The 15,644-nt window shown below is 72.2% G+C and carries 12 protein-coding genes and 1 riboswitch; all 12 genes read right to left on the bottom strand.

Annotation, left to right across the window (positions count from 1 at the left end; all coding sequences use genetic code 11):
* Window positions 1-1,428, bottom strand: coding sequence for an argininosuccinate lyase (gene argH, locus AB1285_RS04595; RefSeq protein ID WP_370428506.1), 1,428 nt, complete (start codon window positions 1,426-1,428; stop codon window positions 1-3).
* On the bottom strand, window positions 1,428-2,357 hold the full coding sequence (gene argF / locus AB1285_RS04590; RefSeq protein WP_187661865.1) for an ornithine carbamoyltransferase: 930 nt from the start codon (window positions 2,355-2,357) through the stop codon (window positions 1,428-1,430). Before argF ends, argH begins: the two co-directional genes overlap by 1 nt.
* A complete protein-coding gene (locus AB1285_RS04585; RefSeq protein WP_187661866.1) occupies window positions 2,354-3,559 on the bottom strand; it encodes an acetylornithine transaminase in 1,206 nt (401 codons plus the stop codon). The genes argF and AB1285_RS04585 overlap by 4 nt, the downstream gene beginning before the upstream one ends.
* Window positions 3,556-4,473: an acetylglutamate kinase gene (gene argB / locus AB1285_RS04580; protein ID WP_268776873.1), complete on the bottom strand. Its 918-nt coding sequence runs from the start codon at window positions 4,471-4,473 to the stop codon at window positions 3,556-3,558. Before argB ends, AB1285_RS04585 begins: the two co-directional genes overlap by 4 nt.
* Window positions 4,470-5,627 carry a bifunctional glutamate N-acetyltransferase/amino-acid acetyltransferase ArgJ gene (argJ, locus tag AB1285_RS04575; protein ID WP_280567797.1) on the bottom strand — a complete coding sequence of 386 codons (1,158 nt, stop codon included), beginning with the start codon at window positions 5,625-5,627 and terminating at the stop codon, window positions 4,470-4,472. Before argJ ends, argB begins: the two co-directional genes overlap by 4 nt.
* Window positions 5,624-6,721: an N-acetyl-gamma-glutamyl-phosphate reductase gene (argC, locus tag AB1285_RS04570; RefSeq protein WP_370428505.1), complete on the bottom strand. Its 1,098-nt coding sequence runs from the start codon at window positions 6,719-6,721 to the stop codon at window positions 5,624-5,626. Before argC ends, argJ begins: the two co-directional genes overlap by 4 nt.
* A gap of 239 nt (window positions 6,722-6,960) precedes the next feature.
* Window positions 6,961-9,108, bottom strand: coding sequence for a bifunctional hydroxymethylpyrimidine kinase/phosphomethylpyrimidine kinase (locus AB1285_RS04565; protein WP_370428504.1), 2,148 nt, complete (start codon window positions 9,106-9,108; stop codon window positions 6,961-6,963).
* Window positions 9,105-9,953, bottom strand: coding sequence for a hydroxyethylthiazole kinase (gene thiM / locus AB1285_RS04560; protein WP_370428503.1), 849 nt, complete (start codon window positions 9,951-9,953; stop codon window positions 9,105-9,107). The genes AB1285_RS04565 and thiM overlap by 4 nt, the downstream gene beginning before the upstream one ends.
* Window positions 9,945-10,038, bottom strand: a riboswitch (TPP riboswitch). Its footprint overlaps the gene before it by 9 nt.
* A 7-nt stretch (window positions 10,039-10,045) precedes the next feature.
* Complete coding sequence (locus AB1285_RS04555; RefSeq protein WP_370428502.1) at window positions 10,046-11,017, bottom strand: NAD-dependent epimerase/dehydratase family protein; 972 nt, start codon at window positions 11,015-11,017, stop codon at window positions 10,046-10,048.
* 225 nt (window positions 11,018-11,242) lie between these two features.
* Window positions 11,243-11,962, bottom strand: a complete 720-nt coding sequence (locus AB1285_RS04550; protein WP_370428501.1) for a DUF402 domain-containing protein — start codon at window positions 11,960-11,962, stop codon at window positions 11,243-11,245.
* Window positions 11,963-12,020: 58 nt separating this feature from the next.
* Window positions 12,021-14,567: a phenylalanine--tRNA ligase subunit beta gene (pheT, locus tag AB1285_RS04545; RefSeq protein WP_370428500.1), complete on the bottom strand. Its 2,547-nt coding sequence runs from the start codon at window positions 14,565-14,567 to the stop codon at window positions 12,021-12,023.
* The gene (gene pheS, locus AB1285_RS04540; protein ID WP_259955181.1) at window positions 14,567-15,607 is read right to left on the bottom strand and encodes a phenylalanine--tRNA ligase subunit alpha; all 1,041 of its coding nucleotides are present in this window, start codon (window positions 15,605-15,607) and stop codon (window positions 14,567-14,569) included. Before pheS ends, pheT begins: the two co-directional genes overlap by 1 nt.
* Between the last annotated feature and the right edge of the window lie 37 nt (window positions 15,608-15,644).

The following is a 15,644-nucleotide window of genomic DNA, read 5'->3' as shown; positions in this document are numbered from 1 at the left end:
CTACAGGCCGAGCGCGTGCGCGGCGGCCTGCGCGCGGGCGACGAGCTCCGCGCGCTGCTCGGCCACCCGCTCGGGCGCGGTGCCGCCGACGCCCGTGCGCGACGCGACGGATCCCTCGATCGTGAGCACCTCGCGCACCGCGGGGACGAGGTGGGGCGACACCGACAGCAGCAGCTCGTCGGAGGCGTCCTCCAGCCCGATCCCCTGTTCCTCGCAGGCGCGCACGAGTGCTCCGGAGATCTCGTGGGCATCGCGGAACGGCACCCGCCGCTTCACCAGCCACTCGGCGACGTCGGTCGCCAGCGAGAACCCCTGGGGGGCGAGCTCGGCCATGCGCTCCGTGTGGAAGCGCAGCGTCGCGACCATCCCCGCGAACGCCGGCAGCACGACCTCGAGCGTCTGCACGGAGTCGAAGACCGGCTCCTTGTCCTCCTGCAGATCGCGGTTGTAGGCGAGCGGCAGGCCCTTGAGCGTCGCCAGCAGGCCGGACAGGTTGCCGATGAGACGCCCGGACTTGCCGCGCGCGAGCTCGGCGATGTCCGGGTTCTTCTTCTGCGGCATGATGCTGGATCCGGTGGAGTAGCCGTCGTCGAGGGTGACGAAGCCGAACTCGCGGGTGTTCCAGAGGATGATCTCCTCGGAGAGTCGGGAGAGGTCGACGCCCGTCATCGCCGCGATGAACACGAACTCCGCGACGACGTCCCGCGCGGCGGTCCCGTCGAGGGAGTTCTCCGCCGGCCGGTCGAGACCGAGCTCCGTCGCCACGAGGGCGGGGTCGAGGCCCAGCGTCGATCCCGCCAGCGCTCCCCCGCCGTACGGCGAGACACCGGCACGCCGGCGCCAGTCGACGAGACGTTCGAGCTCGCGCACCAGCGGCCACGCGTGAGCCTGGAGGTGATGGGCGAGCAGCACCGGCTGCGCGTGCTGAAGGTGCGTGCGTCCGGGCAGGATCGCGTCGGGGTGTGCCTCGGCCTGCGCCACGAGCGCATCGATCACGCGCAGCAGGTCACGGGCGATCACCCGGGCGTGATCGATCAGGTACATCCGCACGAGAGTGGCGATCTGGTCGTTCCGGCTGCGTCCGGCGCGGAGGCGTCCGCCCAGCTCCGGACCGAGCTCGGCGATCAGCGCCTGCTCGAGCGCACCGTGCACGTCCTCGTCGGTGGGCAGCGGCTGCAGGGTGCCGTCGGCGACCTTGCGCGCCACGGCGTCGAGGCCCTCGTGCATGCGGGCGGCCTCATCCGGTTCGAGGTACCCCGCCGCGGCCAGCGCCGTGGCATGCGCGTGGGAACCCGCGATGTCGTACGGCGCGAGGATCCAGTCGAAGTGCGTCGAACGGCTCAGCTCGACGAGCTCCGGCGACGGACCGGTGGCGAACCGCGCGCCCCAGAGCGCGCCCTCGTTGGTGCCTTCGTGCGAGCCGGCCATCACGCGTCCTTCTTCCCGAGGAGCCAGACCAGCAGGGCCTTCTGGGCGTGCAGGCGGTTCTCCGCCTCGTCCCAGACCACGCTCTGCGGACCGTCGATGACGGCGGAGTCGACCTCGTAGCCGCGGTCGGCGGGGAGGCAGTGGATGAAGATCGCGTCGTCGTGCGCGAGCTCCATCGTCTCCGGCGTGACCTTGTAGCCGCCGAGGTCGCGGATCCGCGCGAGCTTCTCCTCCTCCTTGCCCATCGACACCCAGGTGTCGGTGACGACGACGTCAGCGCCCGCGGCCGCCTCGACCGGATCGGTGAAGAGCGTGATCGATCCGCCGGTCTCCCCGGCGCGGCGGTCGGCCGCCTCGATCACGTCGGCCCGCGGTGCGTAGTCCTCCGGAGAGGCGATGCGCACGTGCATGCCCGCCGTGACGCCGGCGAGCGCGTAGGAGTGCGCCATGTTGCTCTGGCCGTCGCCGAAGAACGTCAGCGTGAGCCCCTTCAGATCGCCCTTGTGCTCGCGGATCGTCAGCAGGTCGGCGAGGAGCTGGCACGGGTGGAAGTCGTCGGACAGTGCGTTGACCACGGGGACCCTCGTGCCGGCGGCCATCTCCTCCAGGCCCGATTGCGCGTACGTGCGCCACACGATCGCCGCGACCTGGCGCTCGAGGACGCGCGCCGTGTCGGACGGCGTCTCCTTCCCGCCGAGCTGGCTGCTCGCGGTGGAGATGATGAGCGGGGTGCCACCGAGGTCGGCGATCCCCACGGCGAACGAGACGCGCGTCCGGGTGGACGACTTGTCGAAGATCACGGCGACGGTCTGCGGGCCGGCGAGGCTCTTGTCCGCCCAGCGGTCCTTCTTGAGCTCGAGGGCGAGATCGAGGATCTCCGCCTGCTCGGCGGGCGTCAGATCGTCGTCGCGCAGCAGGTGGCGGGTCATGCGGGGACCTTTCCGGTGGCGGAGGAGTGGACGTCGGAGAGAGCGGCGGTGAACAGCTCGCGGAACTCCGCCAGCTCCGCGTCGCCGATGGTGAGTGCCGGCGCGACGCGCACGGTCTCGGGGTTGGCGGCGTTGACGATGAGACCGCGGTCCTGGGCGGCGGCGACCACCGCACCCGCCACGGGCTGGGTGAGCGCGACGCCGACGAGGAGTCCGCGGCCGCGGACGCCCTCGATCAGCGGGGAGTCGATGCCCAGGATGATCTCCCGCAGCTCGGCTCCGCGGCGCGCGGCGTTGTCGACGAGGTCGGCGCGCTCGATCTCGGCCAGCACCGCGTCCGCCACGGCCGTCGCGAGCGGGTTCCCGCCGAAGGTGGAGCCGTGCGAGCCGGGCGTGAACAGGGCGCTCGCGGCGCCGTAGGTGACGAGGGCGCCGATCGGGAACCCGCCGCCGATGCCCTTCGCGAGCGTGATGGCGTCGGGCGTGATGCCCTCGTGGCTGAACCCGAACCAGGCGCCGGTCCGTCCTGCCCCTGTCTGGATCTCATCGACGATGAGCAGGGCTCCGTGTGCGAGGGTCAGCGAGCGCGCGGCGGCGAGGTAGCCCTCGGGGAGCTCGACGACGCCGGCCTCACCCTGGATCGGCTCCACGATGACGGCGGCGACCCGGTCATCCATCGCGGCCTCCAGCGCATCGATCGTGGCCGGGATGTGCTCGACCCCTCCGGGCATCGGAGCGAACGGCGCGCGCATGGACTCCTTGGCCGTGAGCGCGAGCGAGCCCATCGTGCGGCCGTGGAAGCCGTTCTCCAGCGCCAGGATGCGGGGACGCTCCGCGCCGCCGTGCAGACGGGCGAGCTTGAACGCGGCCTCGTTGGCCTCGGCACCCGAGTTCGAGAAGAAGACCCGACCGTCGATCCCCGCGCCGGCGAGGCGCTTGAGCCGGGCCGCGAGCGCGAGCTGCGGTGGGGTCGCGAAGTAGTTGGAGACGTGCGCGAGGGTGGCGGCCTGCCGCGACACCGCATCGACGAACACCGGGTGCGCGTGCCCGAGCGAGGTCACCGCGATGCCGGCGAGGAAGTCGAGGTAGCGTCGGTCTTCGGCGTCCCACAGGTACGAGCCCTCACCGCGGGTCAACAGCGCGAGGCGCTCCCCCGCGTTGAGCACGAGATCACGTGCCGCGTCGTCCTGCCAGACGGTCATGCCGTCGCCCCTTTCTCTCCCAGGACCACTTCGGTCCCGATTCCCTTGCTGGTGAACAGTTCGACGAGCACCGAGTGCGGGACCCGTCCGTCGATGATCGCGGCCGCGTCGACGCCACCCTCGACCGCATCGAGGCATGCGCGCATTTTCGGGATCATGCCCGATTCCAGGCGCGGCAGCATCTCCACGAGAGCGCCCGACGTCAGATGCGACACGAGCGAGTCCCGGTTGGGCCAGTCGGCGTACAGCCCCGGCACGTCGGTGAGGATGACGAGCTTGCGCGCACCGAGGGCCACGGCGAGCGCAGCAGCCGCGGCATCCGCGTTGACGTTGAGCGACTGCCCCGGGTGGTCGAGGTCGGGCGCGATGCTCGACACGACCGGGATCCGCCCTGCGGCGAGATGATCGAGCACCGGCGTCGGGTCGACCTGGACCACGTCGCCCACGCGGCCGAGGTCCACCTCCTCGCCGTCGATCATGACACCGCGGCGGCGGCCGCCGAAGAGCCCGGCGTCCTCACCGCTGAGGCCGGTGGCGATGGGGCCGTGCGAGTTGATCTTCGACACGAGCTGCGGGTTCACCTGGCCCGTGAGCACCATCCGCACGACGCCGATGGCCTCGGTGTTGGTGACGCGATATCCGCCCTTGAACTCGCTGGGGATCTCCAGGCGCTGGAGCATGTCGGAGATCTGCGGCCCACCGCCGTGCACGACCACCGGCTGCACGCCGACGTAGCGGAGGTACGCGATGTCCTGAGCGAAGGCTTCTTGCAGCTCGTCCGAGACCATCGCGTTGCCGCCGTACTTGACGACGACGATCTGGTCGCGGAACTTCCTCAGCCACGGCAGCGACTCGATGAGGGTGGTCGCCTTCTGGGCCGCGATGTCCGGCGTGGTGTCCTGGATGTCGGTCATGAGGCGTAGGCGCTGTTCTCGTGCACGTAGTCGTGGGTGAGGTCGTTCGTGAGGACCGTGGCGGTGGCCTCCCCGACCTTGAGGTCGATCATCAGGTGCGTCGCTCGCGGCGTCAGGTCGACCTCCTCGCGCGGGCGGTCCGGGCCACCGGCGGTGCACACGCGGACGCCGTTCATCCACACGTCGACGTCGTACGGGTCGAACTGCGCGGCCGTGGTGCCGATCGCCGCGAGCACGCGTCCCCAGTTCGGGTCGTTGCCGAAGATGGCGGCCTTGAACAGGTTGTTGCGGGCCACCGAGCGGCCGACCTCGACGGCATCCTGCTCGGAGACGGCGTGCTGCACCTCGATCGTGATGTCGTGGCTCGCGCCCTCCGCGTCGCCCTGCAGCTTGACCGCGAGCTCCTGGCAGAGCGTGGTGAGCGCCTCGGCGAAGTCGTCGAGATCGGGGGCGACCTCGGAGGCGCCGTTGGCGAGCAGCGTCACCTGGTCGTTGGTCGACATGCAGCCGTCCGAGTCGAGGCGGTCGAACGTGCGTCCCGTCGCCCGACGCAGCGCCTCGTCGGCCTGGAGCGGTTCGAGCACGGCGTCGGTGGTGAGCACCACGAGCATCGTCGCCAGACCCGGGGCGAGCATGCCCGCGCCCTTCGCCATGCCGCCGATTGTCCAGCCGTCGCGGGTCACCACAGCGGTCTTCGCAACCGTGTCCGTGGTCATGATGGCGTGCGCGGCGCTCTCCCCGCCGTCCGAGCTCAGCTCGGTGATCGCCTGCGCGGTGCCTGCGAGGACCTTCTCGCGGAAGACCTCGTCGCCCGTCCCGATGAGCCCCGTGGAGCAGACGAGCACGTCGCCCGCGCTGATGCCGAGCATCTCGGCCGCCTTCTCCGCGGTCTGGTGGGTCGTCTGGAACCCGAAGCTGCCGGTGAAGCAGTTCGCCCCGCCGGAGTTGAGGACGACGGCCTCGACCACGCGGTCCGCGACGGCCTGCTGGGACCAGATGATGGGGTTGGCCTTGGCGCGGTTGCTCGTGAAGACGGCGGCCCCGACCTTCCGGGGGCCGCGGTTGACGACGACGGCGACATCGGGCTTGCCGGTGGACTTGAGTCCGGCGGCGACTCCGGCCGCCTCGAATCCTGCGGGGGCGGTGACGCTCACGGGGCGACTCCGTTCACTGAGAGGGCGCGGGTCTCGGGAAGCCCCAGCGCGATGTTCATGGACTGGACGGCAGCTCCGGCGGTGCCCTTGACGAGGTTGTCGACGGCGGTGACCACCGTCACGCGGTTCGCGGCGCGGTCGATCGCGAGACCGAGGAGGGCCGTGTTCGCCCCGAGCACGTCGGCGGTGCGCGGGAAGCTGCCCTCCGGGAGCAGCTGCACGAAGGTCTCGTCGCCGTAGGCGCTCTCCCACGCCTGGCGGATCTCGGCGTCTCTCACGCCGTCGACGATCGGCGCCGTGGAGGTGGCGAGGATGCCGCGCGACATCGGCACGAGGACCGGGGTGAAGGAGATCCGGATGTCCTGGGTCCCTGAGCCTGTCGAAGGGCCTGAGCCTGTCGAGGGGCCTGAGCCTGTCGAAGGGCGGGCGGCGGCGAGCGCCTGTCGGATCTCCGGGATGTGGCGGTGCGTGCCGCCCACCGCATACGGGTTCGCGGAGCCGAGGATCTCGGAGGCGAGGAGGTTCGTCTTCAGGCTCTTGCCCGCCCCGGACGGGCCGACGGCCAGGACGGAGACGATGTCGCCCGGGTCGATCACGCCGGCCGCGACACCGGGGGCGAGGCTGAGGCTCACCGTGGAGGCGTTGCAGCCGGGTGCGGCGATCCGGGTCGCGCCGCGGAGCGCCTCGCGCTGCTTGCCCCCTCCGACGACGAGCTCGGGCACGCCGTACGTCCAGGGCTCGTGGAACGCCCCGCCGTAGAAGGCGTCCCACTCCGTCGAGGAGGTGAGCCGGTGGTCGGCCCCCGCGTCGATCACGAGCGGGGTGTCGCCGAGGGCGTCCGTGTACTGTCCGGACTGGCCGTGCGGGAGGGCGAGGAACACGATGTCGTGTCCGGCGAGGATCTCCGGCGTGGTGTCCTGCAGCGTGAGGTGGGCGAGCGAGCGGAGGTGCGGCTGATGGGCGACGAGGGGCTGTCCGGCGTTCGAGTGCGCCGTGACGGTGCGGATCTCGACGTCGGGATGTGCGGCCAGGAGGCGCAGGATCTCGCCGCCTGCGTAGCCGGAGGCGCCGGAGACGGCGACGGAATACGTCATGCTTCTACCTTAACGGTCGGGTCCTCGACGATCTCGGGACCGGGGGCGGGGCCGGAGGCGGCGACACCGGCACTCGACCGCCGCGCGGACGCAGGCAGAAGGGCGGGGTCGCCTAGAATCGGCGGCCGCGACGTCGGCGCACGGCGATGACGCTCGGGACGAGCGTCGAAGGAGCGGTGGCGACCGAAGGCATGCGGCGACGATAGCGCGGGCGCGTCCGGCACCGCAAATCCCGGGCGTCATACGACAGCGCGCGCGACCGGTGCGGCGAAGAAGGCGCGTTCGTGTGCGCTCGAGGTGAGGAAGGCGCGCCGCATCCGTTCCCGGCCGATGTCGTCGGTCCTCGCGGCCGCAGCGGCGACATGCGCGACGGCCTGCCGCGTGGCCTCCGCGAAGGCCGGATCCGCGTAGGTCGCGAGCCACGACGCGTAGGGATGCCGGGGGTCGCGGGGCGCCGCGCCGAACGCTCCGGCATGGAGTCGCTCCCCCAGGTCGGTGTAGAGCCAGAAGCACGGCAGCACGGCGGCGATCAGTGCGGCGTAGTCGCCGCCGAACGCGACCGCGCGCAGATGGTCGAGGTAGGCGATCGTCGCCGGGGCCGGCTCGGTGGCGAAGGTGGCGCCGCTCACCCCGGTCTCCGGTGTCAGCCACGACGCGTGCAGCTCCAGCTCACCGCGGATCGCACCGTGCGCGGCCTCGGCCCAGAACGCCTGCTCGTCGGGGGTCGGGGCGAGGCGCGACGCCTCCGCGAGCACCCTGGCGTACTCGCGGAGGTACAGGGCGTCCTGCGCGAGGTAGAAGACGAAGGCGTCGCGGTCGAGCGTCCCGTCGGCGAGCGCACGTACAAAGGGCAGCGCATCGATGTCGCGGCGGATCGCGGCAGTCTCATCCCACCAGGCCACGGCCACCTCTTCCGGTGTCGGCCGGGTCTCGACCCCGCCGCGCGCCCAGAGCCCTGCGAAGGGGTGGATCGGGCCGTGCCCTCGCCCGACGTCCAGGTCGTCGGCCGCGCGGAGGGACTCCCGCAACCAGGCGCGCGCGGCGCGGACCGCGGTCGCGGGATCGTCGCCCCGCGCCAGTCGTGTGGCCAGAGCCGCGGACAGCGAGCAGCCGGTGCCGTGGGTGTTCTCCGTCCGGATGCGCGCCCCGGGGAACTCCGTGTGCGTACCGGCTGCCGTGTCGATCAGGGCGTCCGGTGCCTCGTCCCCGGGCAGATGCCCGCCCTTCACCAGCACCGCGGTCCCCGTATCGGCCGACAGCTCCTGCGCCGCGGCGAGCGCGTCCGCCCAGCCCGCCACCTCGCGCCCCGCGAGGACGGCGAGTTCGGCGAGGTTCGGGGTGACCACGGTCGCCAGGGAGAGCAGGCCCCGCAGCTCGCGCTCTGCGTCCGGATCGAGCAGTCGGTCTCCCGAGGTGGCGATCATGACGGGGTCCAGCACGACGATCGGGGGCTGCGTCGTCCGGAGCCAGGCGGCGACCGTGCGGATCACCTCCCCGTCCGCGAGCATGCCGATCTTCACGGCGTCGATGCGGATGTCGTCGGCGACAGCGTCGAGCTGCGCCCGCAGGAACTCCGCGGGAGGGACATGCACGGCGCGGACGCCCTGCGTGTTCTGCGCGGTCAGGGCTGTGAGGGCTGCCATGCCGTAGCCCCCGTTCGCGGCGATCGCCTTGAGATCGGCCTGGATGCCCGCACCTCCGGACGGATCGCTGCCGGCGATGCTGAGCACGTGCGGCACCGCCCGTGCGAACCAGTGTCGCCGGAAGGCCGCGGCGGCGGCCCGGGGGTCCTCTGCCGCGCACAGCGCCGAGACCACCGCGATCCCGGACGCGCCGGCCTCACGCAAGGCCGCCGCGTCCTCCAGGTCCACCCCACCGATCGCGACGCACGGCAGCGGACTGCGCGCGACGAATGCGGCGAAGCCGTCGATGCCGAGCGGCGCCGGATGGTCGGGCTTCGTGCGCGTGGGGCGGATGACGCCGACCCCGAGGTAGTCCACCGTGCCCGGCGGCAGGGCGGCGACCTCGTCGAGGTGCGCGGAGGTGTTCGCCGTGAGCCCGATCAACGCCTCCGGGCCGAGAAGCTTGCGCGCGCGGAGCACCGAGGCATCCGCCTGGCCGAGGTGCACCCCGTCCACCCTGGCACCGCGACGACGGGCCTCGACGGCCGCATCGAGGCGATCGTTCACGACGAGCAGCGCGCGACCGTCGATGGCCGCGGACAGGGCGAGGAGCTGCTCGACGGTCTCCTCGTCCGTCGCCTTCTTGTCGCGCAGCTGCACGATGCGGACACCGCCGGCCACCGCTTCGCGGACGGTCGCGACCACCCCGCGAGCGCCGCACAGCGACCGATCGGTGACGAGGTACAGGGACAGGTCGACGGTCATCGGGCCTCCTCCTCGACGCGGGCGCGGGCGCGGAGATCCGCCGGGGTCACGGCGGACAGGGCGTCGAGCAGTGCGACGGCGAAGCTGCCCGGTCCGCGGGAGATCTCCGCCGCCTGCTCGGCTGCGACCGTGTAGACGAGGGTCGCCGCGGCCACCGCCGTCAGCGCATCTGTCGCGGAGCCACGGGCCGCCCCGAGGAACGCCGCCATCACGGCGCCCAGGGCACACCCGCCGCCGGTCACCCGTGTGAGGAGCTCATGCCCGTTGGCGATGCGGATCACCCGCTCCCCGTCGGTGAGGAGGTCGACAGGGCCCGAGACGGCGACCACGGAACCGTACCGGTGGGCAAGGTCGTGGGCCGCCGCGGCAGCCGCCTCGGTCCCGTCCGTCGCGTCGACACCGCGGCCGCCACTGCTGTGTCCGGCCAGCGCGAGGATCTCCGACGCGTTGCCGCGGATGGCGGTGGGGCGCAGCGCGGCGAGCTCGTGCGCGAGCGCCGTCCGCACCGGGAGGGTGCCGATCGCAACGGGATCGAGTACCCACGGCGTGCCGGCGGCGAGCGCTCCCGCCACGGCCTCCCTGCTCGCCGCCCGCTGCTCCGGGGTCGGCGTCCCGAGGTTGATGAGAAGCCCCGAGGCGGCAGCGGCGAACGGCTCGGCCTCGCCGACGATGTCGACCATGGCCGGCGCCGCCCCGAGCGCCAGCAGCACGTTGGCGGTGAACCCCGTCACGACGGCGTTCGTGATGCAGTGCGTCAACGGCGGCGTGGCCCGGACCTCCTCCCGCAGCCTTCCCGCCGTGACGGCGAGGTCGAGGACGGATTGCGGACGCACAGGATCGCTCATCGGCGACATCCCTTCGCTAGTACGAACTAGATCAGGTTCGACGGGTGTGATCTCAGCCGCGGATGCGGCACCCCGTGTCACTGCCTCGCAGTCTAGCGAGCGAGGGCGTCGAGCAGCGCCCGCTCCTCCGTCCGCGTGAGTCCGGCGCGGCGCTCGCGGTCCACGCCCCGTTCGCGCTCGTCCGCTACGACATGCTCCACCGTCTCGTCGAGGGGGCGGAGCGGGCCCCCGCTGCGCCGGTACCGCGCATTCGAGCGGGTCATGAATCCGCGCATGTCGGGCGGCAGCCACAGCGGCAGCGAGCGCGGCCCCGCCCAGTACGCGACACCTTCGGCGACGAGGCGCTCCTCCGTGCCGACGACGACCGACCCGGCGTGCCCCGTGGCCGCGCGCACCGTCCGCAGCACGTCCTCGAGGTCGCGCACGTCGCCGATCGCGTTCACGGCACCGGTGACGGTGGCGGACACGACGAACGCGGCGACGTCCTCGACGTCGATGACCTGCGTCGTGCGCCCTTCGAGCGGTGGAAGCAGCACCGGCTCATCCAGGGCCCGGAGGAACGCCGCCGCCCAGTAGCCGAAGCGATCGCTCGGGTCGCCGTCGCCGACGATGAGGCCGGGCCGGACGAGGAGTGCGCGATCGCCGACGCCCGCCTGCACGGCATCCTCCGCCGCGACCTTCTGTCGCGCGTAGTCGTCGTCCTCACCGGCCTGCGCCGCCGGGTGCCGCGATGCCGACTCGTCGGTCCCGACCGTCTCGTCGTCGCGGTACACCGACATCGACGAGATGTACGTCCACCGAGCGGCACGGTCGCCGAGCGCACGGACCGCCCCGGAGACATGATCGGCGCGGGAGGAGACGTCGACGACGTGGTCCCAGTCCGTGCGCGACACGACGTCGTAGGCGGCCTCCTCATCGCGGTCCGCGAGAACGAGGGTCGCTCCCGGCGGCGCCGGGCGTCCGCCGCGGGCCAGGCAGGTCACGGTCGCCCCCGCCCCGAGCGCATGCGCGGCGATGCGCCCCGACAGCCATCCGGTTCCCCCGAGGATCAGAACATCCGTCATGTGCCCATGTCATCAGGATCGACGACTCGGGGGAAGGGCCTCCGCTCAGAGCGGAGCGGCAGGACAGGCCGTCACGCGAGTACAGGCGTCACGCGAGCGCAGCCCACCACGCGAGCACAGGCCATCACGCGAACACAGGCCACCGGCACTGCTGTCGCCTGATGCCGCGCGAGCGCCTGATCCCGCGCGGCCTCGGCGCCGTCGCGGAGGGCGGCCCCGAAGCGGTTAGGGGACGACGATGTCGTCGAGGCCGTCCAACACCGGGATGCTCCAGGACGGGTCCGGTCGCCAGTCGATCCACTCCCGATCGAACGGCCAGTCGCCGGCATGGAAAGACGCGATGGCCGCGACCGCGTGCCGCTCGATCTGCGCCGCCTGCGCGGCGGTCAGCCGCCCCTGGTCGACGGCGGCGACCAGCTCGTCCTCGTCCTTCATCGCCACGCGCCCGTCCTGTGCGATCTCGACGTCGAGGACGTGATCGGAGGTGTAGGTGGCACTGTCGGTGCGCAGGTGCGCGTTCTCGAGGTTGACGTACCAGCCGGCGAAGTCCCACGTCGTCCCGGTGGCCGCGCTCCAGAACAGCCAGACCGACCACGGCACTCCCGCGGGCGCGATGCGCAGGATGCCGTTGCCCCACCACTCCTCGACGATCCGGCGCCGGGGCTCCCGCCACCGCCGATCGAGCGGGACGGTCCGGATGCGCTCCCCGTCCCGCGTGCCCTGGCCTTCCTGCTGCGTCCCGGCGGCAAGCCACGCGACGAGACCGCGCTCATCGTCACGGACGACGCGCATGGGGGTGACGGTCGCTGCCTCCCCCGTGGTCCACCCCGGCTTGCGGTAGTGCCAGTCGAGCTGCGCACCCGGAGAGAGGAACGGCCCCTCCCCGAGCGATCGCGCTCCGGCGGGGACCGAGGGTGGCGTGGGCTGCAGGAGGAGGCTCGTCATCCGGCCACGCTATCGCGAGAGCGCACGGCTCCCCGGAAGGGGCCGTGCGCTCTCCCGGTCAGTCGCGGAGGGCGGCGCCGAAGCGCTCCGCGGCCACGGCAACTCCCGCCATCTTCGCTTCGGAGGCCTCCGCGGCGGTCAGCGTGCGGTCGTCGGCGCGGAAACGCAGGGCGAACGTCAGCGACTTCGATCCCTCGGGCACACCCTCGCCGCGGTAGTCGTCCACGAGCCGGACGGACTCCAGCAGGGCACCCGCGCCCTCCGCGAGAGCCGCGCGGACCTCGCCCGCCGGCACCTCGGCCGGGAGTGTGAGCGAGACGTCCTGCGTCGCGGCCGGGAACGTGGAGAGCGATGCCGCCACGATGCGTCCTCCGGCGAGCGTGAGCAGCCGGTCGAGGTCCAGCTCCAGCACGGTGGCGCGACCCGGCAGGTCAGCCTCCTCGGCGACGGCGGGATGCAGCTCGCCGACGTAGCCGACCTCCTCGCCGGCGGCGACGAGCGCACCGGTGCGTCCGGGGTGGAGCGCGGCGCGCTGCGTCTGCACGACGTCGATCTCGATGCCCGCCGCGGCCCCGATCACGCGGACCGCGTCGAGCGCCTCGACGAGCCCGGCGGCCTCGGCGGCACGACCCGGCTGGCGCGGCGACACGTTGCCGGTCAGCAGCACCGCGACGTGGCGCTCCTGCGGCGGGATGGAGGCGTCGAGCGCGGCGAGCACCTCATCCGACGGCCGGACGCCGAGCGGCGGGACCTCGGCGGTGCCGTACTCCACGCCCGGCTCCGGGACGAACACGGCGCCCGTCTCGAACAGCGCGAGGTCGGTGAGCCCGCGCGAGATGTTGCGGTGCGCGGTCTGCAGCAGACCGGGGATGAGCGAGCGCCGCAGGAACGGCACCTGCCCGTCGAGCGGGTTCGCGAGGCGGATGCTGGGCAGGTGCTCACCGGACGCGGAGCCGTGCAGATCGTTCTGCGCCTCGGTCGTGAACGGGAACGCCGGGGTCTCGACGAATCCTGCGGCGGCGAGAGCGTTCACCACGCGGCGACGCCCCTGCTGATGTGCCGTGAGACCGCGGCCGGACGGCGGCGTCGGCAGCACGGAGGGGATGCGGTCGAGCCCGTGGATGCGGGCGACCTCCTCGGCGAGTGTCCACTTGTCGGTGAGGTCGGGGCGCCAGGTCGGCGGGATGACCGTCCACCCGGAGTCACCCTGGGTCCCTGAGCCTTCGGCCTGGGTCCCTGAGCCTGTCGAAGGGCTGACCTCGGCCCCGATCGTCGTCAGCGCGCCGGTGATCTCGTCGTCGGTGTAGTCGACGCCGATCAGCCCCTGCACGAAGCCGCGCGGGAGCTCGATCTCGGCGACGAAGACCTCGGCGAAGAGCGCTCCGCCCTCCTCCGTGAGCGTGCCGCCGGCGAGCTCGACCATGAGGTCGGCTGCACGCCGGGCCGCGACGAAGGGGATCAGCGGGTCGACGCCGCGCTCGAAGCGCTTGGACGCCTCGCTCGGGAGCTTGTGCCGACGGGCCGTGCGGGCGATGGTCGTCGCGTCGAAGGTCGCCGCCTCGATGAGGACGTTCCGCGTGGTGTCGCTCATCTCGGTGGTGCCGCCGCCCATGACGCCGGCGAGGCCGATGGGACCGGAGTCGTCGGTGATGAGGAGGTCTTCGACGTGCAGCTTCCGCTCCACGCCGTCGAGCGTGGTCATCTTCTCCCCCGGCGTCGCGCGCCGGACGGTGATGCCGCCCGTGAGCTTGTCCAGGTCGTAGCCGTGCAGCGGCTGCCCGAGCTCGAGCATGACGTAGTTCGTGATGTCGATGAGCACACCCAGCGACCGCATGCCGGCGAGGCTGAGGCGCGCGATCATCCACGGCGGAGTCGGCCGCGACGGATCGACGTCGCGCACGACCCGGGTGACGAACTCGCTCGCGCCGACCTTGCCCCGCACCGGCGCCTGGTCGTCCACCACGGCGGTGTGTCCGGAGCCGGGCTGCAGCTCGGCGAAGTCACGCTCGGCCGGGTCGCGGAACGCCGCCCCCGTGGCGTGGGAGTACTCACGGGCGACACCGCGCACCGAGAACGCGTAGCCGCGGTCCGGCGTGACATTGATCTCCACCGCGACGTCGTCGAGGCCCAGCAGCGCGATCGCGTCCGTGCCCACGGGCGCATCGATGCCGAGGTCGCTCAGCACGACGATGCCGTTGTGCTCGTCGCCGAGCCCCAGCTCGCGCGCCGAGGCGATCATGCCGTCGGACACGTGGCCGTAGGTCTTGCGGGCGGCGATGGGGAACGGGCCGGGGAGGACAGCGCCGGGCAGGGTCACGACGACCTTGTCTCCGACGACGAAGTTGTGCGCGCCGCAGACGATCCCACGGACGCCGCCGTGCTCGGGGCCGACGTCCACCTGGCACCAGTTGATCGTCTTGCCGTTCGACTGGGGTTCCGGCTCGAGGGAGACGACCTGGCCGACCACCACGGGACCCGTGATGTCGAACCGGTGCACGTCCTCCTCTTCGAAGCCGACGGTCACCAGTGCCGCGAGGACGTCCTCGGGCGTGGCATCCGCTGCCAGATCGACGTACTCACGCAGCCACGAAAGCGGGACGCGCATCACACCACCATCCCGAACTGCTCGCTGAAACGGACATCACCCTCGGCCATGTCGCGCATGTCCTGCACATCGCTGCGGAACATCAGGCCCCGCTCGATGCCCATGCCGAACGCGAAGCCGCTGTACACCTCCGGGTCGATCCCGGCCGCGCGCAGCACGTTCGGGTTGACCATGCCGCAGCCGCCCCACTCGATCCAGCGCGCGCCACCCTTGAAGGTCGGGTGCCACAGGTCGAGCTCGGCGGAGGGCTCGGTGAAGGGGAAGTAGTTCGTGCGGAAGCGGGTCTTGGCCTCCGGGCCGAAGAGCTGCTTCGCGAAGTGGTCGAGCGTGCCCTTGAGGTGCGCCATCGTGATGCCCTTGTCGACGACCAGGCCCTCGAACTGCGTGAAGACCGGGAGGTGCGTGGCGTCGAACTCGTCGGTGCGGTACACGCGGCCCGGGCACAGCACGTAGATGGGGACCTCGCGGTCGAGCATGGATCGCACCTGCACGGGGCTCGTGTGCGTACGCATGACGAGGTGGCGCGACGTCGGGTCGACGTAGAAGGTGTCCTGCTCCTGGCGGGCGGGGTGATCGACGTCGAAGTTCAGGGCGTCGAAGTTGAACCACTCGTGCTCGAGCTCCGGCCCCTCCGCGATCTCCCACCCCATGCCGACGAAGATGTCCTCGACGTGGTCCTGCAGGAGGGCCAGCGGGTGGCGGGCGCCCACGCGCGTCCGCGACGGGACGGCGGTGATGTCGACGCGCTCGGCCTCCAGACGCGCGGCGACCTCGGCGGCGGCCAGCTCGGCCTCCTTCGCCGCGAGCGCCTGGTTCACACGACCGCGGCCCTGACCGACGAGCTTGCCGAACGCGGCCTTGTTCTCGGGGGCGACCTGGCGCATCGAGGCGTTCAGGACCGCGAGCGGCGATCCCTCCGCGACGTGCGCCGCACGGGCGGCTTTCAGCGCGGCGGTGTCGGCGGCCGCCTCGATCGCCGCGAGGGCGTCGGCGACAGCGGCTTCGACCGCTTCGGGTGTGATTTCCGGAGACTCTGACACGGGAGTCGAGTCTACCGGCGCGGGACGGGCGTCCCGC

This window comes from Microbacterium sp. NRRL B-14842 (assembly GCF_050470785.1).
The sequence above is the reverse complement of the archived record's forward strand: the minus strand, read 5'-3'. Positions and strand labels throughout refer to the sequence as shown.

What these genes read in the sequence shown, in the direction of transcription:
- thiM (WP_370428503.1), bottom strand. Translation starts at nt 9,953, where the DNA reads ATGAGCGATCCTGTGCGTCCGCAATCCGTCCTCGACCTCGCCGTCACG.
- AB1285_RS04565 (WP_370428504.1), bottom strand. Translation starts at nt 9,108, where the DNA reads ATGACCGTCGACCTGTCCCTGTACCTCGTCACCGATCGGTCGCTGTGC.
- argF (WP_187661865.1), bottom strand. Translation starts at nt 2,357, where the DNA reads ATGACCCGCCACCTGCTGCGCGACGACGATCTGACGCCCGCCGAGCAG.
- pheT (WP_370428500.1), bottom strand. Translation starts at nt 14,567, where the DNA reads ATGCGCGTCCCGCTTTCGTGGCTGCGTGAGTACGTCGATCTGGCAGCG.
- AB1285_RS04550 (WP_370428501.1), bottom strand. Translation starts at nt 11,962, where the DNA reads ATGACGAGCCTCCTCCTGCAGCCCACGCCACCCTCGGTCCCCGCCGGA.
- AB1285_RS04585 (WP_187661866.1), bottom strand. Translation starts at nt 3,559, where the DNA reads ATGACCGTCTGGCAGGACGACGCGGCACGTGATCTCGTGCTCAACGCG.
- argC (WP_370428505.1), bottom strand. Translation starts at nt 6,721, where the DNA reads ATGACGTATTCCGTCGCCGTCTCCGGCGCCTCCGGCTACGCAGGCGGC.
- AB1285_RS04555 (WP_370428502.1), bottom strand. Translation starts at nt 11,017, where the DNA reads ATGACGGATGTTCTGATCCTCGGGGGAACCGGATGGCTGTCGGGGCGC.
- argH (WP_370428506.1), bottom strand. Translation starts at nt 1,428, where the DNA reads ATGGCCGGCTCGCACGAAGGCACCAACGAGGGCGCGCTCTGGGGCGCG.
- argB (WP_268776873.1), bottom strand. Translation starts at nt 4,473, where the DNA reads ATGACCGACATCCAGGACACCACGCCGGACATCGCGGCCCAGAAGGCG.